The organism is Neobacillus canaveralius (assembly GCF_047237705.1).
Lineage (GTDB): Bacteria > Bacillota > Bacilli > Bacillales > Cytobacillaceae > Neobacillus > Neobacillus niacini_K.
In genome coordinates this window covers 142,501-163,849 of record NZ_JBDFLL010000002.1, presented here as the reverse complement: position 1 = coordinate 163,849, position 21,349 = coordinate 142,501, and the positions used below count along the sequence as shown (strand labels likewise).

At 38.9% G+C, this 21,349-nt stretch carries 20 protein-coding genes and 7 tRNA genes (1 of these 27 cut by a window edge); 22 read left to right on the top strand and 5 right to left on the bottom strand.

Annotated features, from left to right (window positions below; genetic code table 11):
* Window positions 1-43: 43 nt before the first annotated feature.
* The 3 genes from uptA to mgtE form a co-directional block, all read right to left on the bottom strand.
* Window positions 44-640 (bottom strand): undecaprenyl phosphate transporter UptA, encoded by a 597-nt coding sequence (gene uptA, locus ABC255_RS29060; RefSeq protein WP_306077508.1) that lies wholly within the window; start codon window positions 638-640, stop codon window positions 44-46.
* Between the two features lie 96 nt (window positions 641-736).
* Window positions 737-1,918, bottom strand: a complete 1,182-nt coding sequence (locus ABC255_RS29055) for an FtsW/RodA/SpoVE family cell cycle protein (protein ID WP_412998773.1) — start codon at window positions 1,916-1,918, stop codon at window positions 737-739.
* Between the two features lie 162 nt (window positions 1,919-2,080).
* Window positions 2,081-3,439 (bottom strand): magnesium transporter, encoded by a 1,359-nt coding sequence (mgtE, locus tag ABC255_RS29050; RefSeq protein ID WP_412998772.1) that lies wholly within the window; start codon window positions 3,437-3,439, stop codon window positions 2,081-2,083.
* A 308-nt stretch (window positions 3,440-3,747) separates the two neighbouring features.
* Here mgtE and ABC255_RS29045 point away from each other — a divergent pair, with 308 nt between their 5' ends.
* The 8 genes from ABC255_RS29045 to ABC255_RS29010 all read left to right on the top strand — a co-directional run bounded on the left by ABC255_RS29045 (window position 3,748) and on the right by ABC255_RS29010 (window position 12,951).
* Window positions 3,748-4,524 carry a hypothetical protein gene (locus ABC255_RS29045; RefSeq protein ID WP_412998771.1) on the top strand — a complete coding sequence of 259 codons (777 nt, stop codon included), beginning with the start codon at window positions 3,748-3,750 and terminating at the stop codon, window positions 4,522-4,524.
* A 127-nt stretch (window positions 4,525-4,651) separates the two neighbouring features.
* On the top strand, window positions 4,652-5,734 hold the full coding sequence (locus ABC255_RS29040; RefSeq protein ID WP_412998770.1) for a D-alanine--D-alanine ligase: 1,083 nt from the start codon (window positions 4,652-4,654) through the stop codon (window positions 5,732-5,734).
* Between the two features lie 63 nt (window positions 5,735-5,797).
* Entirely contained in the window at window positions 5,798-7,177 is a 1,380-nt protein-coding gene (locus tag ABC255_RS29035; RefSeq protein WP_412998769.1) for a UDP-N-acetylmuramoyl-tripeptide--D-alanyl-D-alanine ligase, read from the top strand.
* 94 nt (window positions 7,178-7,271) lie between these two features.
* The gene (locus ABC255_RS29030; RefSeq protein ID WP_412998768.1) at window positions 7,272-7,967 is read left to right on the top strand and encodes an alpha/beta hydrolase; all 696 of its coding nucleotides are present in this window, start codon (window positions 7,272-7,274) and stop codon (window positions 7,965-7,967) included.
* A gap of 349 nt (window positions 7,968-8,316) precedes the next feature.
* Window positions 8,317-9,822 (top strand): degradosome RNA helicase CshA, encoded by a 1,506-nt coding sequence (cshA, locus tag ABC255_RS29025; protein ID WP_412998767.1) that lies wholly within the window; start codon window positions 8,317-8,319, stop codon window positions 9,820-9,822.
* Between the two features lie 191 nt (window positions 9,823-10,013).
* Complete coding sequence (gene uvsE / locus ABC255_RS29020; RefSeq protein WP_412998832.1) at window positions 10,014-10,976, top strand: UV DNA damage repair endonuclease UvsE; 963 nt, start codon at window positions 10,014-10,016, stop codon at window positions 10,974-10,976.
* A gap of 66 nt (window positions 10,977-11,042) precedes the next feature.
* Window positions 11,043-11,522 carry a PH domain-containing protein gene (locus tag ABC255_RS29015; RefSeq protein ID WP_412998766.1) on the top strand — a complete coding sequence of 160 codons (480 nt, stop codon included), beginning with the start codon at window positions 11,043-11,045 and terminating at the stop codon, window positions 11,520-11,522.
* Window positions 11,515-12,951 carry a PH domain-containing protein gene (locus ABC255_RS29010; protein WP_412998765.1) on the top strand — a complete coding sequence of 479 codons (1,437 nt, stop codon included), beginning with the start codon at window positions 11,515-11,517 and terminating at the stop codon, window positions 12,949-12,951. The genes ABC255_RS29015 and ABC255_RS29010 overlap by 8 nt, the downstream gene beginning before the upstream one ends.
* 13 nt (window positions 12,952-12,964) lie before the next feature.
* On the opposite strand, the gene ABC255_RS29005 is transcribed toward ABC255_RS29010, so the two are convergent.
* On the bottom strand, window positions 12,965-13,558 hold the full coding sequence (locus ABC255_RS29005; protein WP_412998764.1) for a rhomboid family intramembrane serine protease: 594 nt from the start codon (window positions 13,556-13,558) through the stop codon (window positions 12,965-12,967).
* Window positions 13,559-13,656: 98 nt separating this feature from the next.
* Between ABC255_RS29005 and acpS the strand changes: the two genes are divergently transcribed.
* From acpS to ABC255_RS28975, 6 genes are all read left to right on the top strand, one after another.
* Window positions 13,657-14,007: a holo-ACP synthase gene (acpS, locus tag ABC255_RS29000; RefSeq protein ID WP_412998763.1), complete on the top strand. Its 351-nt coding sequence runs from the start codon at window positions 13,657-13,659 to the stop codon at window positions 14,005-14,007.
* Window positions 14,008-14,150: 143 nt separating this feature from the next.
* A complete protein-coding gene (locus tag ABC255_RS28995; RefSeq protein ID WP_412998762.1) occupies window positions 14,151-15,161 on the top strand; it encodes a LolA family protein in 1,011 nt (336 codons plus the stop codon).
* 127 nt (window positions 15,162-15,288) lie between these two features.
* On the top strand, window positions 15,289-16,452 hold the full coding sequence (gene alr, locus ABC255_RS28990; protein ID WP_412998761.1) for an alanine racemase: 1,164 nt from the start codon (window positions 15,289-15,291) through the stop codon (window positions 16,450-16,452).
* 182 nt (window positions 16,453-16,634) lie between these two features.
* Entirely contained in the window at window positions 16,635-16,916 is a 282-nt protein-coding gene (locus tag ABC255_RS28985; protein WP_034673267.1) for a CopG family ribbon-helix-helix protein, read from the top strand.
* A 4-nt stretch (window positions 16,917-16,920) separates the two neighbouring features.
* Complete coding sequence (locus tag ABC255_RS28980) at window positions 16,921-17,271, top strand: type II toxin-antitoxin system PemK/MazF family toxin (protein ID WP_034673264.1); 351 nt, start codon at window positions 16,921-16,923, stop codon at window positions 17,269-17,271.
* Window positions 17,272-17,459: 188 nt separating this feature from the next.
* Window positions 17,460-19,634 carry a Tex family protein gene (locus ABC255_RS28975; RefSeq protein ID WP_412998760.1) on the top strand — a complete coding sequence of 725 codons (2,175 nt, stop codon included), beginning with the start codon at window positions 17,460-17,462 and terminating at the stop codon, window positions 19,632-19,634.
* Window positions 19,635-19,791: 157 nt separating this feature from the next.
* Here ABC255_RS28975 and cmpA read toward each other — a convergent pair whose 3' ends face one another.
* Complete coding sequence (cmpA, locus tag ABC255_RS28970) at window positions 19,792-19,905, bottom strand: cortex morphogenetic protein CmpA (RefSeq protein WP_335530732.1); 114 nt, start codon at window positions 19,903-19,905, stop codon at window positions 19,792-19,794.
* A 93-nt stretch (window positions 19,906-19,998) separates the two neighbouring features.
* Here cmpA and ABC255_RS28965 point away from each other — a divergent pair, with 93 nt between their 5' ends.
* From ABC255_RS28965 to ABC255_RS28930, 8 genes are all read left to right on the top strand, one after another.
* Window positions 19,999-20,472 carry a SprT family protein gene (locus tag ABC255_RS28965; protein WP_412998759.1) on the top strand — a complete coding sequence of 158 codons (474 nt, stop codon included), beginning with the start codon at window positions 19,999-20,001 and terminating at the stop codon, window positions 20,470-20,472.
* Between the two features lie 120 nt (window positions 20,473-20,592).
* Window positions 20,593-20,667 (top strand) — tRNA-Asn (locus tag ABC255_RS28960).
* Between the two features lie 7 nt (window positions 20,668-20,674).
* Window positions 20,675-20,765: transfer RNA gene (locus ABC255_RS28955), tRNA-Ser, on the top strand.
* Window positions 20,766-20,776: 11 nt separating this feature from the next.
* A tRNA-Glu gene (locus ABC255_RS28950) sits at window positions 20,777-20,848 on the top strand.
* Window positions 20,849-20,905: 57 nt separating this feature from the next.
* Window positions 20,906-20,982 (top strand) — tRNA-Asp (locus ABC255_RS28945).
* A 20-nt stretch (window positions 20,983-21,002) separates the two neighbouring features.
* Window positions 21,003-21,077 (top strand) — tRNA-Gln (locus ABC255_RS28940).
* A 70-nt stretch (window positions 21,078-21,147) separates the two neighbouring features.
* Window positions 21,148-21,223, top strand: a tRNA-Lys gene (locus ABC255_RS28935).
* Between the two features lie 89 nt (window positions 21,224-21,312).
* Window positions 21,313-21,349 (top strand) — tRNA-Leu (locus ABC255_RS28930); it runs 48 nt beyond the window's last position.

Sequence of the window (21,349 nt, the reverse complement as noted above, 5' to 3'; positions counted from 1 at the left end):
TTGTCAAATGAAGCTTTGATGACAAAAAAAACAACCACCGAAATCAATCAGTAGTTGTTTTTTTTGTTTTCTTTATTAAGAAGTAAATAACACCAAGAATAACGGCACCGATAATAATAGGCATCGTATACTGCGCAGCATATTCTTTAATATGCGACCAATTTTCACCTAACGCATGTCCTAAATAAAGGAATAGGATGGTCCAGGGAATAACGGCTGCTACCGTATAAAGCGTAAATTTTGTCGCAGACATTTTAGCAATCCCAGCAGGAATGGATATCGCATGCCGGACAACTGGAATAAATCGGGCAAAGAAAATGACGCCGACTCCATATTTTCGAAACCATTGTTCAGATAGGTCAATTTGCTTCTTTTTAATAAAAACATACTTCCCGTATTTTTCTAGGAATGGACGTCCACCGTAGTAACCAGCCCAATAGAGAAACAACTGTGCTAGGGTTCCACCAATGGTTCCTGCAATGACTGCGCCTGGATATCCGAGGATCCCCTCAGAAATCATATAACCGCCATACCCTAAGACTATTTCACTTGGAATAACTTCTATCATTAACCCTAGTGCAATTCCGAAGTAACCTAACTCTGATAAGAACTCTAAAACTGAGAAAATAAATTCTTTCATAGTTCACCTTCACCTTAAATATTTTCGCTTTTATAAGTTTATAACAGTTTAGGGAAGAAAGAAATAAAAACAGCGGATTTTCCCGCTGCTCCAATTTTAACTGCTTAAGGACCTTGAGGATGAGAACATGTAGTTACGATGATGGAAGCGAATGCTGTAGACGATTCCCATCGCAAACATATTACCCATCAATGAACTCCCGCCGTAGCTGATAAACGGTAAGGGAATCCCTGTAATCGGTAGCACCTGAATGGTCATGCCGATATTTTGGAATACATGGAAAGTAAGCATAGAGATAATCCCTGTACACACATATGTATTAAACGGGTCATTCGTATCTAACGCCGTTTTAATTAAGTGATAGATTAATAGAAAGAACAGTCCAATGACAATGCTGCCGCCTACAAAACCATATTCCTCACCAATCACACTAAAAATAAAGTCTGTGTGTCCTTCAGGAATGTACACTTCCCGATTGCCAAATCCTTTTCCGGTTATCAGTCCAGACCCAATCGCACTTAATGATTTCAACAGATGATAGCCAGAGCTGCTTGAATGATTAAACGGATCGAGCCAGGCATAAATTCGATTGAATTTGTATTCTTGTACATGTAAATATTTTTCAAGTATGTCAGGTCTTTGGACGACCAAATAAATAATAAAAACAGCTAATGAAGCACCGGTACTAAAGATAGGTAAAATAATCTTCCATGTGATACCCGATACTAAAATGAATCCGACTAATATCGACAATAGGACAAGCGAAGTGCCTAAATCATTTTGCTTCATAATAAAGATGATTGGCACAAACGTAGTGATTACCAACTTAAGTAATAACCAAAAGTCTCTTTTAAATGTTTTCTCAAGATATTTCTCTTGATGCTGTGTTGCGACAGTGCTAAGTGCTAAAATCAGAAAGGTTTTGACAAATTCCGATGGTTGAATCGAACCGAGAGGTGTAATAAACCAGCTTTTGGCACCATTTCTAATGGGAGCAATGCTTTCAGGGGCAGCCAGGACACCAATAAGTAACAAAAGTCCAAATCCATACAAGTACCAGGAAAGCCGCCTATATTGATAATTGTCAAAAAGAATGGTAATGGAAATGATCGCTGCACCAACCACATACCAGAAAGTTTGCTTGACTAAGAAATTTTCATCGTACTGACCAGCTGTTTGTGCACTATAAATTCCTAAACAACTAACGAGAAAAAATAGAAACAAAATTAATGTTAACGTCCAATCAAAGCGATCCACTTTTTTTGTGAGTTTTTCCATATGCCACACCCAATTTTTGTCTGTTTATATAGTGATATGCTAGCAAAGAAAAGATTTGGTAACAATATATTTAGGAAATTTATTACAGGAACTTTACTATTATGACGATTCTTCTATAGAATATGTTTCATAAAAATAAAAACACGGTCTAATGGACCGTGCTTACATGAGATAGTTTAGAAACATCGTTGCAATTCCAAAATAAGTGAGTAAAGAAAAAATATCATTAATCGTCGTAATTAACGGACCGGAGGCAACCGCTGGGTCAATATTTAATCGAAATAAAATCAGCGGGATGATCGTACCTGCAAGGGTGCCAATAACGAGCGTAAAGAAAAGTGAAACACCGACCACTGCACCTAAGATAAAGCTTCCTTGCCAAACATAAGCAATGATTGATATAAGGATGGCGCAGGTAATCCCGATTGTCACACCGACACCTAGTTCACGGGCAATTAAGCGAAGGATGACTCCTTTTTCAATATCATGGGTAATAAGTCCTCTTACAACAACTGCTAATGATTGGGTACCAGTATTACCTGTCATTCCTGCGATCATAGGCATAAAAAAGGCTATGGCGACAACCTGATCAAGTGTATTTTCAAACCTTGAGATAATGCTGCCGGATATGAGCCCGATAAATAAAAGCAAAATGAGCCATGGAAGTCTCCTGCTAGCCGCGACAAATGTTTTTGTATCAAAGTCAATCGATTTACCAGAGGCTGATAATTTTTCTATATCCTCATTTGCTTCTTTAATGACGACATCAATAATATCATCGACGGTTACAATGCCGACAAGTAAATTACCCTCATCCACTACGGGAATGGCAAGAAAATCGTATCGTTCCGTCATACGTGCCACTACTTCTTGGTCCGTGGTGACAGAAACCGAAATGACGCGTTCATACATAATATTATTAATTTTCTCATTAATATCTGCCAATAGTAAATCGCGATATGAAACAACACCAACCAGCTTTCTCTGTTCATCGACGACATAGAGGTAGTTAATGGATTCAGCAAACTCAGCAAACGTTTTTAACTTTTCGACTGCTTCTCTAACTGTATAGTAACTTCGAATCCACACAAAGCGATTGGTCATCAATCTTCCTGCTGTTTCAGGAGGGTAATTCATGATATCGGTAACGGCTTTAGACTCTTCTACCTTCATACCAGAGAGCAGTGACTCTTTTTTCTCTGGTGATAGTTCATCTAAGAGCAGTGCCAAATCATCATTGTCCATTAAATCAAGGACCTTGCTGGACTTCTCAATCCCTAGCTTATTTAATACCTCAAGCTGTTCTTCCTTTTCGAGTTCCTGCATCAGGTCAGCGAGGACTTCAAAGTTTAAAAATAAAAGAAAACGGAGTTTATGCTTTTCTGGCAAATCTTCATATATTTTTGCCGTATCATAAGGCTGCAATTCCTCGAGGATCGTTATAAAGTCAGTCTTTTTGTTTTCTTTTAATAATTTAATAATATGGAGAGTTATTTCGTCTTGCGTCATATCTTTAATCATTCGATGCACGCTCCTTCCTAACGGTGCGTTTTAATCTCTCTATACATGTATGTAAAAAATGATTTGTTGATAATCCTGCAGTATATACTAGTATCGAGTTTAAAACTAGTATGTGTTATTCACAAGGTAATAAAGCTAACTGTTTCAAAAGTATCACAAATATCTTTTGATTTGTAAAAGAATTGAAATAAGCTATTTGGACTATTAATGATAAAATAGTGGAAGATTGGTTAATATTGGTTTGCACTTTAATGAGTACTTTTTCTCATTATCATAGATTTTATTTTCCTGATCGGAGGAGTTTGGCTTTGAAAAAGCACCATCAAGACATACAGGATCTCGTCTATGTCCACCTAAATCAAAATGATCAGTATGTACTATCTTACGGTATTGAATTTGCTGAATTTGCTGCTGCTTTTTCGGGAACAATGAATCATTTGTTATTATTAAAACATCGTTTTGAAGACGGTGATTTTAATATGCATACTCTGCTCGAATATTGTCCGGACGAGAGAATCAAAAGTTTAGCTGCTGAAGATATCTATGGCTACGGTGATTTTTGCTGGATTGACTTTGTTGAAGAAGAAGGATTAAATGAACTAACAGGACAGGAAATGGCGGAATTATTATATTTGGGGCACCAAAAGCAGCATTTAAAACTGCCGTTTTATAATAAGCTTGGAAACCGTTTTGTTTATTTGGCACACGATGATGGATTCTTTAATAAAGTATATTACCGAAGTTTTAAGGATTTTTTTCATCTTTTAAGTTATGCCCTTTCCATTAAATTGGGAGAATTGAAGCTAGAAAAGACACTTTTAGGACTTAGAAAGAAACGTACATATCCACCTATTAATAAGGAAATTCTCCTATCTTTAACGCCTTTTATAAAAGAGGGTATTTGTATTTCCTTACGAGATGTCGATCATCAGCGCAACAAGCTGGAAATCCCCATTTGGGTAATCGGTGATTTTGCCTCAATGGATGATATGTACGAGGAATATCAACAAATCTCAAGCGAAAACTGTCATGCTAAATTCATCTTTGATAAAAAAACAAAAGAATGGAAGCTTACCGTTATCTAATCTCTCCATTTCTCTGGGGAGATTTTCTTTGTGTTAGTGTAATCGGTAGTTTTTAGCCAAGCTGTAGGTTTCATAAAATAATAAAAGTGATAAAATAAAATCGTGAATGCGAAAATGGAGGTTTATTATGAAAACAAAAATTGGTTTATTATACGGAGGTAAATCCGCTGAACATAAAGTATCGTTACAAACAGCTCTTGCGGTCATAAAGGCGCTCGATCTTGAAAAATTTGATATTCATCCGATTTACATAAATGTAGAAGGTCAGTGGATAAAGGGGCCACAGCTAACTGCTCCGGCAGAAAATGTTAAGGCACTAGAATTTTCAAATGAAAATCAGTTATCACCTTTATCATTGGCACCAACTCTTTTCAGTAGCAATGAAAAACAGCATAACGAACCTTTAGATGTCATTTTTCCACTGCTCCATGGACCAAATGGTGAGGATGGAACGGTACAAGGTTTATTGGAATTATTAAACCTGCCATATGTCGGCAATGGCGTATTAGCTTCCGCTGCTGGTATGGATAAAGTAATAATGAAAAATGTATTTGCTCAAGCTGGTCTTCCTCAAGTAAAGTATGTTGCTTTCATTCGAGCCGAATGGGAAAAGACGAAAGAGTCGGTTTATGCAAAAGTGGAAGAGCAACTTGGCTACCCTTGCTTTGTAAAGCCGGCAAACTTAGGCTCAAGTGTGGGAATTAGCAAATGTATAAATAGAACGGAACTAGAGGCGGCATTTGTAGAAGCGTTTCAATTTGACCGAAAAGTGATCATTGAAGAAGGTGTCACTGCCCGTGAAATTGAAGTAGGTATACTAGGAAACGACGATCCAAAGTGTTCGATTGCTGGTGAAATTGTTCCGAAGAAGGATTTTTATGATTATAAAGCGAAATATGAAGATGGTGATACCGCTTTAATCATACCTGCAGATGTTACCGAAGAAGAGTATCAACAAATTAAAGAGATGGCGATTCAAGCCTTTAAAGCGTTGGATTGCTCAGGCCTTGTACGCGCAGACTTCTTCTTAACTAAGGACGGTAAAGCTTTAATAAATGAAGTGAATACAATGCCGGGTTTCACGCCATTTAGTATGTTCCCTCTATTATGGAAGCATACTGGTGTTGAATATCCACAATTGATTGAAACCCTAGTTAATCTTGCAAAAGAAAGACATGCCGAAAAGCAAAACATTAAATATACCTTCTAGATTACAATGACACGGCGCAGTGCCGTGTCTTTATTAAAATTCCCAAACAACTGGAGGATTGACATGATAAAAAGAACCATAAAGCAGATATCAGATATGATCTCTGTCAAAAATGAGATTCCCTCATTTGCTGAAATTGAAATCACTGGTGTTTCAATCGATTCTAGAAAAATTGAAATTGGAAACTTGTTTGTACCTTTTAAAGGGGAGAACTCAGACGGGCATAAATTTGTAGAGGATTCCTTGAAAAAGGGAGCGGCCGCCGCACTATGGCAGAGCGATGTACCGAATCCACCCCTCCATTTACCGATTCTTATTGTTGAGGATTGCTTAGTCGCATTACAAGAATTGGCGAGAGAATATCGCAAACAATTACAAGTTAAAGTAGTTGGAATTACAGGTAGTAATGGGAAAACCACGACAAAGGATATGACGTTTTCCTTGCTATCCACTACCTATAAAGTTCAAAAAACCGAAGGGAATTATAATAACCATATTGGATTGCCTTTAACCGTCTTAGGTCTTGACGACGATACGGAAATTGCTGTTCTAGAAATGGGCATGAGCGGCAGGGGGGAAATTGAATTCCTTACAAAACTTGCTTCTCCGGACGCAGTTGTGATTACCAATATCGGTGAATCCCATCTTCTTGATTTAGGATCAAGAGAAGGAATCGCTGAGGCTAAGCTAGAAATATTGCAAGGTCTAAAAGATGGCGGTTTGGCGGTGCTTCATGGTGATGAGCCCCTGCTAATGGAACGAATTAATAAATTTAAAGGAAATGTTAACCTGCAAACATTTGGAAGAACGGAAAGAAATGACTTTTTTCCTACTGAAATTGTTCAATTAGATCAAGGAAATATGTTTAAAATCAATAAGTCCCCGGAAAGTTTCGAACTTCCTGTATTGGGTACACATAATATATTAAATGCTCTTGCCGCAATGATTATTGCCCATTACTTTGATGTGCCATTTGAAAAAATGAATGAAGGTCTAACCAGCGTTAAACTAACTAATATGCGGATGGAGCTAGTTGAAGGCAGTCATGGTGAAAAAATCATTAACGACGCCTATAATGCAAGTCCAACCTCGATGATGGCTGCGATTGAACTAGTATCAAATCTAAAGGGTTATGAGAAAATTATCTTAGTCCTTGGTGACATGCTTGAGTTAGGGCCACAAGAAGAACAATATCATCTGCAAATCGGTGGGGGATTGAATCCGGATAAAATAAATTTGTTGTTCACCTATGGAAAGTTAGCGGAACATATGGCGGAAGGTGCACGATCCACTCTGGGAAAACAAAGAGTCTTCTCCTTTACGGATAAAAATGAGTTGATCGAAGTGTTGAAGCAGCATGTAAACAACGATACGTTAGTTCTTGTAAAGGCTTCAAGAGGAATGAAACTTGAGGAAATTGTCACTGCCTTACAACAAAAATAGGCTATAAATGACCAAAAATTAGACCGTATGCTAAATGCTGTTAATGGAACACTAAAGAAAAATAATTCATTCAAAGCAAAGTAGGTGGAGAGTTTTGATTGGTTGTTTATGTATTCATGGGTTTACAGGGGCACCATATGAAGTAGAGCCGCTTGCTGAGTATTTAACTAAGCATACGGACTGGATCTTCAGTGTCCCGACTCTTCCTGGACATGGCGAAAATCTTTCACTAAAAGATATCCATTATCAACAATGGATTGAACATGCAGAGTCTGAATTAAAGAAATTGATTGAAACCTGTGATCAAGTTTATGTAATAGGTTTTTCCATGGGTGGCATGATTGCAAGCCTTCTAGCTGCAAAATATCCTGTGGACAAGCTTGTACTACTTAGTGCAGCTGCTTATTATGTAAACCCAAAACAGATGGCAAGTGAAATTAAATCGATGATCGTTGATTTATTCAAAGGAAACTTAGAAAACAATGAATTTTTTCAGCGCTACAAAAGAAAAATAAAAGCAACTCCCATAAAAGCTACTTTTCAATTTCGCAGACTTGTTTCTTACATCAAACCACTTCTACCTCAAGTAGAAGTGCCAACGCTAATTGCACAGGGAGAATGTGACGGAATCGTCCCTCCTAAAAGTGCTGAATACTTATACCGGACAATTAGTGCAAAAACAAAAAGGCTTACGTATATTAAAGATTCTAGCCATCATATTTGTCACTGTGAGGAAAAAGAGGCCCTATTTTCCCAAGTATATGACTTTTTGATGGAGCGGTCCTGCTGATATGGGAGCTGTAAGAAAACCGCATTAATTGCAATCTACTAGTAATAATGTTATGATTATCAGCAACGTGTCTAAAGAACGATGAATAAAGGGCATACTCCTTGAAGGAGAATGTCTTTTTTTGGTAAAATATAGATGTTACCTACTTGCGGCATTTTGATGCGTGTCTAGCTGCAGCGCCTAGGGGCTCGACCGCTTCAGTCCAACGTTGAAGTCAATTGCGACTTCCTCGTCAGGCCCTACAACGCTTTTCGCCCCAGAGCGAGACGTTTTACGCATTTCTGAGTATCGGGCGAAAATATTCAGCACAATAAAAATATTTTCACATAGATGAAGGAGAATGAAAACATTGACAAAGTTTGAAGATTTAGGCCTAAGTCAGGCTACTTTAGAAGCTGTCCTCAAAATGGGTTTTGAGGAAGCAACACCAATCCAGGCAGAAACAATTCCAATGGGCCTACAAAATAAGGATTTGATCGGTCAGGCTCAAACAGGAACTGGTAAAACTGCTGCATTTGGTATTCCTTTGGTTGAAAAAATTGATGTGAGCAAGGACGCTATTCAAGGAATCATTATCGCTCCTACCCGTGAGCTTGCCATTCAAGTTTCGGAAGAGCTTTATAAAATCGGTTCTGGTAAAAGAGTCCGCGTTTTATCTATTTACGGAGGACAGGACATTAGCCGCCAAATCCGTTCATTAAAGAAATTCCCACATATCATTGTAGGTACTCCTGGTCGTGTATTAGACCATATAAATAGAAAAACAATGCGCTTAGATACAGTTAATACTGTAATTCTTGACGAAGCAGATGAAATGTTAAATATGGGATTCATTGAAGATATTGAAACGATTCTTGCTTCTACACCGTCAGAGCGTCAAACTTTACTTTTCTCAGCAACAATGCCAGCTCCGATTCAAAGAATGGCAGAAAAGTTCATGAAGGACCCTCAAATTGTTCGTGTCAAGATGAAAGAAATGACTGTTCCTGCTATTGAGCAATTTTATCTTGAAGTTATGGAAAAGAATAAATTTGATGTCTTAACAAGACTTCTTGATATTCAATCACCAGAGTTAGCGATTATCTTTGGCCGGACGAAACGCCGTGTGGATGAATTATCTGAAGCATTAACCTTAAGAGGTTATACAGCAGAAGGGATTCACGGAGATTTAACTCAGGCGAAACGTATGCAAGTCCTTCGGAAATTTAAAGAAGGAACAATTGATGTATTGGTAGCAACCGACGTGGCAGCGAGGGGTCTAGATATCTCTGGCGTAACCCATGTTTATAACTTTGATATTCCGCAGGATCCAGAAAGCTATGTACACCGTATTGGGCGTACAGGACGTGCGGGTAAATCTGGTATGGCACTAACATTCATCACACCGCGTGAAAAGTCTTACCTATCAGTATTAGAAAGAACAACGAAGCGTAAGATGGAAAGAATGACTGCTCCTACACTTGATGAAGCGTTAGAAGGTCAACAACGAGCAGTAGTTGATAAAATTGTGCAAACGATTGAAGGAAATAATCTTCAATATTATAAGAGAGCTGCCAACGAATTACTTGAAGAAAATGATGCTTCAACTGTCATTGCAGCTGTTTTGAAAATGTTAACTAAAGAACCTGATCAAACACCAGTTAAGTTAACAGAAGAAGCACCAATGCATTCTAAGAGGGACAGAAAGCCGCAAGATCGTGACCGTAGAAGAAGAGACGACAATAATAGAAGTTATAATTCTTCACGCGGCGGAGAACGCAGCGGTGATCGTGATCGTAAAAAGGCACCTGGAAAGCCAAGAACAGGTGAAAAACGCACAGCTGGAAAATCAAAACCAAGAAGCTTTAACCGATAATAATGATGATAGAGAGCATGGGCATAATGTCCAATGCTCTCTTTTTTTGTTGGGGGCGGCGAAATTGAGCTGGTTTCAGTTTGAATGGGCGGTTGATTCGGACGAGGGCAAGCTTAACTTATAAAGCTTTATTTATTTTACAAGTGTATATTGGGAACAGTAATGGTAACAGCTTGTTAGGAGTGATTGAGATGATCGTTAAACTTGGATATGTTGCAATGAGCGTTGAGCTTCAGAATGCCTCGCCCTCCCAAACCATGACGTTTGCACAATTTAGTAAAATAAAAGACCGAGAAGCTGCTATTCGTAAGCTAGAGCGTATAGCAGAGTCAAATATAGATCATTGCCTTAGGCTATTAAAACACAATGTTGGAAATCAAATACATTTCTTTCGTCTAAGCTCCCGATTAATCCCGCTCGCTAATCACGAGGAGCTGTTGGAGTGGGATTATATGAGACCCCTGAAGGAACCTTTAAAAAGAATTGCTGACTACCTTAAATTGCATCCAATGCGAATTGATTTTCACCCTGACCATTTTGTTGTGCTTAATACACCTAACAAGGAGATACTCTCTAACGCGCTAAAGACACTTGTTATGCACAAGAAGCTGCTTAAAGGCATGGATATAGATACAGAACATCGCTGTGTACTTCATGTAGGCGGCGGCTATGAGGATAAGGAAATGGCACTAGAACAGTTTATACATAACTGGGGATACATCCAGCCAAGCATTCAAAAGATGATTATGCTCGAAAACGATGATACAACCTTTACAGTGAAAGAGACGCTGTATCTTTGCGAAAAGCTAGGAATACCGATGATATTTGATTATCACCATCATTTGGCTAATCACGAAGAAGTGGAGTGGGAGCAAGACTGGGAACGAATTGTCACTACCTGGAGGGAATCTCCGCTTCCGGTTAAAATGCACATATCAAGTCCACGTTCAAATAAGGAATTTAGGGCACATGCTGATTTTGTTGATCCAGAAATGTTTTTGGAATTCCTAAATACGATAAAAGGAACCGTACCGGAGATACATTGCATGATAGAAGCTAAACAAAAGGATGCAGCTCTGTTTCAATTGATGAGTGACCTGAGAGACCTGAACGGCATTAAAGTAATAGACCAATCAAGCTTTATAATGGAATAACAAGGATGTTTCCTTCCCCGTTCCCGTGTATACTTAAGAGAAGGCATGGTGAAGTGGAGGGGAACTATGATACTAGAGCCGCAAAAACGAATATCCGTAAAAGCATTAACCGTATGGAGAATCTCAGGTGCGATAAAAATTTTAATCAGCTGGATCTTAGCCGGCGCTGCTATCTTTTTATTACATATCTTTAATGGTCCATTTTGGATATCACTTTTATTAATAGCAATGGAACTTATTTCTACGTATTTCATCATTTATTTATTACCGTCACTAAGATGGCGACGCTTCCGATATGATGTCAGGGAAGAGGAAATTGAACTACAGGAAGGAATCTTAATTGTTAAGAGGACTTTGATTCCGATGATTCGGGTACAGCATGTTGATACCGTTCAAGGACCAATTTTACGCAAATATCAGTTGGCCTCAGTCATTATTAATACCGCTGCAACAGCTCATGAAATTCCTGCATTAGAAGAGAGTGAAGCCGAAGAAATAAGGCACTTTATTTCTAATCTTGCAAGGGTGGCGGAAGAAGATGTCTGAACCGAAAAGGCTTCATCCTATTGTAATACTGATAACGATTGGTAAGCGAATAAAGGATTTAATTTTTACCTTTATCGCATTGTTTTTCATATGGAATAAAGGTGATGAAAGAGATTTGCTGCTTTTTGGGGCTTCGGCTATTGCGATTATAGGAATTATTCTGGTCAGTATATTTTCATGGCTTCGCTATTCCTATAGATTAGAGGAGAATGAACTGCGGATAGAATATGGCGTTTTTGTCCGCAAGAAAAGGTATATTCCATTGGAACGCATCCAAAGTCTTGATATTTCAGAAGGACTCCTTCAGCGTTTGTGCGGGATGGTAAAGGTTCAAATTGAAACAGCTGGCGGAAGTGGGAACGATGAAGCAGAGGCAGTTCTTTCAGCCATCTCCAAGGAAGAAGCACGGTATATACAAGCATATGTTGCTGGTACTAAAAACTCTTCTGAACCAAAAGTTCACGAAGACCCTAGTCAGGTCGTGTATAAAATTACACCGTCACAGTTAATTTTACTTTCACTTACATCAGGAGGAGTAGGAGTCGTTATATCAGCTGTATTGGCATTTATGTCTCAGTTAGATGACTTTATTCCCTATGAAAAAATATTTCGAGGAATTGAACAATGGGTAGTGAGCAATCTAATTTTAATTATCCTTCTCATTTTTGCAGGACTAATAATTGCTTGGATCCTTGCTCTTTTTGGGACAATGTTGAAATACGCCAATTTCCATGTCACGAAAACAGAACATGATATAGTTATTTCTCAAGGTTTATTAGAAAGAAGGCAAATTACTATTCCGTTAACACGAATTCAAGCTATAAGGATTAATGAAAATATTGTCCGGCAATGGCTTGGTTACGGGTCTGTCAGCGTTGATAGCGCTGGTGGTTCGGCAAGTAATAAAGAAGGCTCGAAGGTATTGCTCCTTCCACTTGTTAAGTTGAAGGACATTGAGCATATTTTAGGCCCTTATCTGACCGAATATCAATTCACCTCAAGTTTTACCTCCGTTCCTAAAAGAGCTATGAACCGTTATATTTTTAGAAGCTGGTATATTGCGGTTCCGGTTGTTGTGGTTTCGATTGTTTTTCTCAAGGTTTGGGGGCTTCTTTCGTTGATTATTCTTGCCCTGGTAACATTTTGGGGAGTATTAAAATATAAGGACGCCGGCTGGAGTTTGGGAGAGAAGCAATTAAATTTTCGTTACCGATCTATGGTACGGACCACTGTATTCGTTAAGAAAAATAAAATTCAAAGTCTAGAAATGAGAAATAGTTATTTTCAAAGAAGAAAGGACCTTGCCACACTAGAGGCTTTTGTGAAAGTAGGTTTTGGGGGTGCCGGAGGTCGTGTAATCGATATGGACCGAATGGATGTGAAAAAGGTCTACACTTGGTTTTCGCGGGAAGCTGAAAAAAGGGATTGAACCAAATAATGGCTCAACCCCTTTTTTTATTATAAAGAATAGCTCCTAGTAAAAATCCACCTAATAAGCCGAATATATGGGCAGTAATATTAATATTAGGCTGTAAGAAGGTCATAATCAAGCTTAGCGCACAAATCACCAGTATGATTTGCGAGTTTTGCTGGGAGAGCATATGCTTACGGAAGAGAATGATGCTAATATAAAATCCGAATAATCCAAAGATGGCTCCACTTGACCCAACATGTACATAGGTTAATGGTTCAAGCAGCAGTGTAGCGACATTAGCTAGAACACCAGAAACAAGATAGACCAATACAAATTTACCTTTACCTAGCAGCCTTTCTAGTGCTGGACCAAAAAGGACTAATGAGAAGCTGTTAAATAAAGCATGAGTAAAACCACCATGCATAAAGATGGGGGTTACCAGTCTCCAATATTCCCCTTCCGTAATATAGAGGTTTACTCCCGAAAAAGTGGCCTTAAACCAAAAGTTTGGAAAGATAGGTAAAGCGGTAAAAAGATATAATAGGAAATGGATGGCAATAATAGTAGAAACAACTGGATAAAAGCGGATAAATTCGCGAAAACTCTCTGTTCTCGTAAACATAATAACCTCCTGAATGGACTTTCTTATATAATAGACTGAATTAATGTCCTGTTGTACTATTATGCATATTTTATCTTAATTAGAAGGGATACCTGCGAATGATTAAAGGGATTGGGATTGATATTATTGAACTTTCAAGGATTGAAGATATTGTCACTAGACAACGGAAATTGATTGACCGCATACTGACTGATAATGAAAAACAAACATTTGAACAGCTGCCGGATCGTAGAAAGATTGAATTTCTGGCAGGAAGGTTTGCGGCGAAAGAAGCCTATTCAAAGGCTGCTGGGACGGGAATAGGGAAGGAACTCTCGTTTTTAGATATTGAAATTAAGACGGATTCATTAGGCAAGCCCTATATAGTAAAACCTGAAACAAATGGATTTCTTTCTATTTCACATAGCAGAGATTATGCTGTTGCACAGGTAGTTATTGAAGAAAAGTAGAAAAAATGATGACTAGGCGCTTACACTTTTCTTTCAAACCTTTATCATATTCCAAAAGGTTGTCTCATATATTCATAGGGAAATGGGAGAGACAAGTCTTCTTTAAATTCATATGAAAATGAGACAAGAAGGGGTTGGAGGAATTGAAGAAAAGGTTGTTGCTTGTGATTACGGGGTTACTGGTCGTTTTTTTACTAGCAGCCTGTGGCTCTAAATCAAAAGAAGATGTTGTGGAAGAGCTAAATGGAAAACTAAATGATCTTTCGGGTTATAAGGTAGATGCCAAGATGACGTTGAAAATGGGCACCGATTCACAAGTGTATAACGTAGAGATCTGGCATAAGGATCCAACGTTTTACCGTGTAAATTTAAAAAATGCTGAAAAAGACCAAAGCCAAATGATTTTACGAAATAATGAAGGAGTATTTGTATTAACTCCTGCTCTTAAGAAGAGTTTCAAATTCCAAAGTGATTGGCCGCAAAATAGCAGCCAGGCCTATTTATACGAATCATTAATTAAAGACATCGTTGAAGATAAAGAAGCGAAGTTTTCTTCTACGAAAGAACACTATGTATTTGAAACAAAAACCCGCTATCAAAACAATAGTATGCTGCCAACACAAGAAATTAAACTAAACAAAGAAGACTTATCACCTGCCGTTGTAAAAGTGATGGATCCTGATCGAAAAGCTCTTGTGACAGTGGAATTTTCTAAAGTGAAATTCAATGCAAGCTTCGATGACAGTGATTTTGATATGAAAAAGAATATGACTCGTGCTGATCTTAATCTGCCTGTGATGGCGGATAGCAAGGACACAGCATTTACAGTTAAATATCCTACAGCCGATTTAGGTGCAAAATTAGTGGATGAAAAAGAAGTGAAGCTTGAAAATGGTAAGCGCGTCGTTTTAACATATGAGGGTGAAAAGTCATTTACACTCGTGCAAGAAAAGGTAACAGTGAAAGAAGCTTCTACATCACCGACATATGTAGATGGAGATTTAGTTGATTTAGGTGTTACCATCGGTGCTGTTTCTGAAGGTTCGATTACTTGGACCATGGATGGGGTTGACTACATGATTGCCTCAAACGAATTAACGGAAAAAGAACTCGTTGAGATTGCAAGAACAGTCCAAGGCGATGTCGAAAAATAGGATTTAAGGATACAGGCTCTTTATAGGGCCTGTTTTTTGTTTGACAATTAAAATAAGTAGTTTGATAATCAATAAGGTAAAATTAAAATATGATAAAAGTGACTTTAGTTAATTAGGAAGTGGAATTATGACAGAGCAGGGCTTTTTTTATAGAGATACATGGGCAGAAGTCGATTTAGATTGTATTCTCGCAAATGTTGCCTCCGTTAAAAAACTTTTGCCGCCCAAAGTGGAGATCATAGCTGTAGTGAAAGCAAATGCATACGGACATGGAGATGTTCAAGTAGCTGAGAGTGCGCTGAATGCGGGAGCGACCTATTTAGCAGTAGCATTTATGGATGAAGCAATTGCCTTAAGGAATAAGGGGATAAAAGCGCCCATTCTAGTCTTGGGTGCTACACGTCCAGAGGATGTAGAGCTGGCAGTGACATTGGATATCACCGTTACAGTGTTCCAAATGGAATGGGTAAAAGCGGCTCAGCCCTATCTTCCAGATGATAAAGTACTTTCCGTTCACATTAAGTTAGATACGGGGATGGGGAGAATTGGAATCCGAACCAAGGAAGAGTTGGCGGCCGTTGTAGAAATGATCTCTAATGATGACCGAATTCATATTGAGGGGATATTTACACACTTTGCAACAGCAGATGAAGTAGATTTAACTTATTTCGAAAAACAAATGCAGTTATTTCATGATTTATTATCTGTTTTAAAGGAACGTCCAAAGTACGTGCACTGCAGTAATAGTGCAGCAGCGTTACGTTTCTCCAAGGCTAATTTTAACGCTGTTCGACTTGGTATTGCTATGTATGGATTAACACCCTCTCCTGAGATTGAACCAGAGTTACCTTTCTCTCTTAAGGAAGCTTTCTCCCTCCGTTCAAGGCTTGTTCATGTGAAAAAACTGGATAAGGGTGAGAAGATAAGTTACGGTGCTACGTATGAGACTGAGGGAGAAGAGTGGATAGGTACGATTCCAATCGGTTATGCAGACGGATGGATTCGTCGTCTCCAAGGGCAGGAAGTATTGGTTGAGGGGAAAAGGGTTCCAATGGTTGGAAGGATTTGCATGGACCAATGTATGGTAAGATTACCACATGCCGTTCCTGTTGGGACGACCGTTACCTTAATTGGTAAACAGAATGATGAATTCATTTCTGTGAATGAAATTGCGCAAAAACTAGAAACAATCAATTATGAAGTACCTTGTATCATCTCAACTAGAGTACCCCGTCTATATAAACAGGGTGGGAAAATTGTCGTATTAAAAAATTATCTACTTCACGAATAAGTGCTAATAATGAAATTGTAACATATTTATGATAATGCGGAATTTTAGTGCATAAAAGGTAGTTTGTTTGGCCTATAATACAGTAGTATTATAATTAGTCTATGCATTTTGGGCATTAAGTGGTATTATTAAATATGGTAGATAGAAAAATTGGTGTGTAGTGATGGTGGAGGTGTATGTTTGTGTCTGAATCCGGCGCAACTACGGAAATCTTAGTAAAATTACCGCAACATCTTTTAACCGAGTTAGATGGTTTTGTGAAATTAGAAAACGTTAACCGGAGCGAGTTTATTTATCAAGCAACTAAAATGTATTTACGCGAACGAAAAAAGAGACAAATTCGCGAATCCATGAGACGTGGATACATGGAAATGGCGATGATCAATTTAACAATTGCATCGGAAATGTTTCAAGCAGAATTTGAGGCAGAACACACAGTTGAACGTCTTGTAAGCGGAGGGTAATCCCTTGATTGTCAAGCGTGGTGACGTATATTTCGCGGACCTATCCCCAGTTGTTGGTTCTGAACAAGGCGGCGTCCGTCCAGTACTTGTCATACAAAACGACATCGGGAATCGGTTTAGTCCCACAGTTATTGTTGCAGCGATTACAGCACAAATTCAAAAAGCGAAGCTTCCCACTCATGTAGAAATTGATGCGAAGCGCTACGGTTTTGAACGAGATTCAGTCATACTTTTAGAACAGATTCGTACAATTGATAAACAGCGGTTAACCGATAAAATAACCCATCTCGATGACGAAATGATGGAAAAAGTGGATGAAGCCTTGCGAGTAAGTATAGGTCTCATCGAATTTTAGCATGAATGCACGCTCTTTTTAGAAAGAGCGTTTTTTTATACGTATGCTCTAACCTCATATTTGTTTCTGCTTTTAGCAAGCTACTTAGCTTGCTATTTTTTTATTTATAAGAAGAAACGGCTCCTTTAATGAATCGAATGAGGTAATTTGATACAATATGGTAATAGGAATGGATGGAGGTTTGTGAAGTGAATGATACAGTTGTGAAAGATGAACAGCTTCTTGGGAAGGTGGCCGCCGAGTTAGCCATACCCCAAAAGCAGGTTAAAAGTGTTATTTCTTTATTAAATGAGGGTAACACCGTGCCATTTATCGCCCGCTACCGTAAAGAAATGACGGGAGCGCTTGATGAAGTCCAAATACGAGATATTCAGGAACGCTGGCAATACATACAAAACCTTGAGCAAAGGAAAGAAGAAGTACTTCGGACTATTGCGGAGCAAGGTAAACTAACGGACGAACTTACACATAAGATAACAAAAGCAGAAAAGCTTCAAGAAGTTGAAGACCTATATCGACCGTATAAACAAAAGCGACGTACAAAAGCAACTGTTGCAAAGGAAAAGGGTTTAGAGCCATTGGCAGAATGGTTATTAACTTTTTCGATGACGCCAATTGAGGATAAAGCAAAGGAATTTTTATCTGATGAAAAAGAAGTTCTTACTATTGAAGATGCGATTTCCGGTGCAAAAGATATTATTGCTGAGATGGTATCTGATGATGCGGAAAGCCGTAAATGGATTCGAAATGAAACCTTTAAGTCCGGGAAAGTGGAATCAACAGTAAAAGACGCAGAGAAGGACGAGAAGAAGGTTTATGAAATGTACTATGAATATGAGGAGCCTGTAAATAAAATCGTACCCCATCGAATCCTTGCGTTAAATCGCGGTGAAAAGGAAGATATCTTAAGGGTATCTATAAAAATGAATAATGACATTATCCTATCCTACCTAGCAAGAAAATGGGTTCGTGCTCAGCATTCACCAGCGGCATCATTTGTTATAGAAGCAATTGAAGATAGCTATAAACGTCTGATCCAGCCTTCGATAGAAAGGGAAATTCGCAGTGAGCTAAATGATAAAGGCGAAGAGCAGGCCATTCATATTTTCTCTGAAAATCTGCGTAACCTGCTTTTGCAGCCGCCATTAAAAGGAAAAGTAGTTATTGGTGTAGACCCTGCGTATCGGACAGGCTGTAAGCTTGCTGTTGTGGATGAAACCGGTAAGGTGCTAAAAATTGATGTCATTTATCCGCATCCGCCGGTATCAAAGACGAAGGAAGCAAAAGAAAAGTTCATTCGAATTCTTCGTGATTATAATGTAGAGATGGCCGCGATAGGAAATGGAACGGCCTCCAGGGAAACAGAACAGTTCGTCGCTGATATCCTTAAGGAAATGGATGAAGAAATCTTTTACTTAATAGTTAATGAAGCGGGAGCCAGTGTGTACTCTGCATCAGATATAGCAAGAGAAGAGTTTCCGGATTTTCAAGTGGAAGAAAGAAGTGCAGTTTCCATCGCGCGTAGATTACAGGATCCGCTTGCTGAGTTAGTAAAAATTGACCCTAAATCAGTAGGTGTTGGTCAATACCAACATGATGTTACGCAAAAGCGTCTATCGGAATCGCTGCATTTTGTTGTCGAAACAGCTGTAAACCGTGTAGGGGTGAATGTGAACACAGCCTCCGCGTCCTTGCTCCAATATGTAGCGGGATTAACCAAAACTGCAGCACATAATATTGTGAAGAAAAGGGATGAAGAAGGGAAGTTTACGAGCAGGGTCCAATTAAAGAAAGTCCCGCGACTTGGAGCAAAAACATACGAACAAGCAATCGGCTTCTTACGGGTATTAGATGGGAAGCAGCCTTTGGACAGAACTGGAATTCACCCGGAGAACTATGATGAAGTGAAAAAACTATTAACTAGTCTAGGTTTTTCAGCCAAGGATTTAGGAACGGCTGAATTACGGGATGCGCTTAGTGGAATTGACCTTAAAGCTGTGTCTTCTGAACTGGCTATTGGGGAACTAACGCTAAAAGATATTATCGATGCACTAATAAGACCAGAGCGCGATCCTCGTGACGACTTACCGCGTCCGTTATTGAAAAAGGATGTCCTTAAATTAGAAGATTTAAGTGCCGGATTGGAGCTTCAGGGTACGGTTCGAAATGTAGTAGACTTTGGAGCCTTTGTCGATATCGGCGTTAAGCAGGATGGATTAGTCCATATTTCTAAGCTAAGTAATCGTTTTGTAAAACATCCATTGGATATTGTATCTGTTGGTGATGTCGTAACCGTTTGGGTAGACTCAGTGGATATGAAAAAGGGTAGAGTAGCATTAACAATGCTGCCTCCGTCTAAATAAAGGAATAATAATAGATGATGACCATTTTTTTATAGATGGTCATCTTTTTTAGTTGTTTAAATGGACTTGCAGAGTCCATGATGACCAAAAACAGAGAGAAACCGAAGAAGTGGTAACCAATAGAGGCTATTGGCTACCGGTACAGATACTGGTTCCCTTATGAAATGTTTTTTTTTCTGTAAAAAAACCAGCACTGGTTTAACAGTTTAATTTGGTATCGGTCCTTCTCGTAGAAAGCTCTTTTCATCTGGTTTTGGAACCAAGTCGGCATAGTTAACCCTCCCGAAAAGTAGATCATTAAAGGTATATACAATATATGCTATAATAGGTTGTCACGTTCGCTTTAAAAAGGAGGGGAATCTAAATGGAGGATAAAGAACTACAAAAACTGGTTGAAAAAGTCTCAATTGAATCTTTTGGTAAGCCATTTAGGCATAAAGCCTCCTTTAATAGCAGGCTCCGATCCACTGGGGGAAGGTACCTGCTTGGGACCCACAATATCGATATTAATAAAAAATACTTAGACCAACTAGGATTAAACGAACTAATTGGCATCATTAAACATGAACTCTGCCATTACCATCTTCATATAGAAGGAAGAGGATATCAGCACCGTGATTCCGATTTTAAAATGTTATTAAAAAAAGTAGGCGCACCGAGATTTTGTAGTCCGCTACTAGACAAACCTAAGAAACGCACCTCCACAAAAATCCTCCTGTATCAATGTACAACATGCCATCAGCAATATAAAAGAAAACGAAGCATTAATACAAGTCGTTACGTGTGTGGCAAGTGTAGAGGTAAGCTGGTAAAGGTACAAGAGCTAAAAGGAGAATAAGGAAATATATTGCAACTTATTTTATCAAAAAATCGTATTGACTTTATAATACAACCTCATTATAATGTAAAGAGTCGACAAGGTGATTCAGCTTGTTCGGTTGAAGAAACATCATATTATTCCGCAGTAGCTCAGTGGTAGAGCTATCGGCTGTTAACCGATCGGTCGTAGGTTCGAGTCCTACCTGCGGAGCCATTTTTATGGGGAAGTACTCAAGAGGCTGAAGAGGCGCCCCTGCTAAGGGTGTAGGTCGGGTAACCGGCGCGAGGGTTCAAATCCCTCCTTCTCCGCCATAAAAATTTAAGGCCCCTTGGTCAAGTGGTTAAGACACCTCCCTTTCACGGAGGTAACACGGGTTCGAATCCCGTAGGGGTCATCAGGGACGGGAGATGAATATAGCTCATTTCCTGTTTCTTATCTAAAACATTAATTTGGTCCGGTAGTTCAGTTGGTTAGAATGCCTGCCTGTCACGCAGGAGGTCGCGGGTTCGAGTCCCGTCCGGACCGCCATTTTTATGAAATTATAATATTGGGCTATAGCCAAGCGGTAAGGCATCGCACTTTGACTGCGACATGCGTTGGTTCAAATCCAGCTAGCCCAGCCAAATCATAACATCGCTGGAAAGGCTTCAGCGGATTTTGCGAAAAATACCGAAAGGTATTTTAAGCAATTGTGAGCCATTAGCTCAGTTGGTAGAGCATCTGACTTTTAATCAGAGGGTCGAAGGTTCGAGTCCTTCATGGCTCACCAAGTTATTTTCGTTAGAAAATAACCAAAGTTTTTTCGCGAAAGCGAAAATAACTTTCCATTTGCGAAAGCAAAATAATCTTTAAATATATGCGGGTGTGGCGGAATTGGCAGACGCACCAGACTTAG

Bases quoted from the DNA above. Each gene is read 5' to 3' on its own strand.
- ABC255_RS29035 (WP_412998769.1), top strand. From the start codon at position 5,798: ATGATAAAAAGAACCATAAAGCAGATATCAGATATGATCTCTGTCAAA.
- ABC255_RS28965 (WP_412998759.1), top strand. From the start codon at position 19,999: ATGGAGGATAAAGAACTACAAAAACTGGTTGAAAAAGTCTCAATTGAA.
- ABC255_RS29005 (WP_412998764.1), bottom strand. From the start codon at position 13,558: ATGTTTACGAGAACAGAGAGTTTTCGCGAATTTATCCGCTTTTATCCA.
- uvsE (WP_412998832.1), top strand. From the start codon at position 10,014: ATGATCGTTAAACTTGGATATGTTGCAATGAGCGTTGAGCTTCAGAAT.
- ABC255_RS29055 (WP_412998773.1), bottom strand. From the start codon at position 1,918: ATGGAAAAACTCACAAAAAAAGTGGATCGCTTTGATTGGACGTTAACA.
- mgtE (WP_412998772.1), bottom strand. From the start codon at position 3,439: ATGATTAAAGATATGACGCAAGACGAAATAACTCTCCATATTATTAAA.
- ABC255_RS29040 (WP_412998770.1), top strand. From the start codon at position 4,652: ATGAAAACAAAAATTGGTTTATTATACGGAGGTAAATCCGCTGAACAT.
- ABC255_RS29015 (WP_412998766.1), top strand. From the start codon at position 11,043: ATGATACTAGAGCCGCAAAAACGAATATCCGTAAAAGCATTAACCGTA.
- ABC255_RS29010 (WP_412998765.1), top strand. From the start codon at position 11,515: ATGTCTGAACCGAAAAGGCTTCATCCTATTGTAATACTGATAACGATT.
- cmpA (WP_335530732.1), bottom strand. From the start codon at position 19,905: ATGCCGACTTGGTTCCAAAACCAGATGAAAAGAGCTTTCTACGAGAAG.
- alr (WP_412998761.1), top strand. From the start codon at position 15,289: ATGACAGAGCAGGGCTTTTTTTATAGAGATACATGGGCAGAAGTCGAT.
- acpS (WP_412998763.1), top strand. From the start codon at position 13,657: ATGATTAAAGGGATTGGGATTGATATTATTGAACTTTCAAGGATTGAA.
- uptA (WP_306077508.1), bottom strand. From the start codon at position 640: ATGAAAGAATTTATTTTCTCAGTTTTAGAGTTCTTATCAGAGTTAGGT.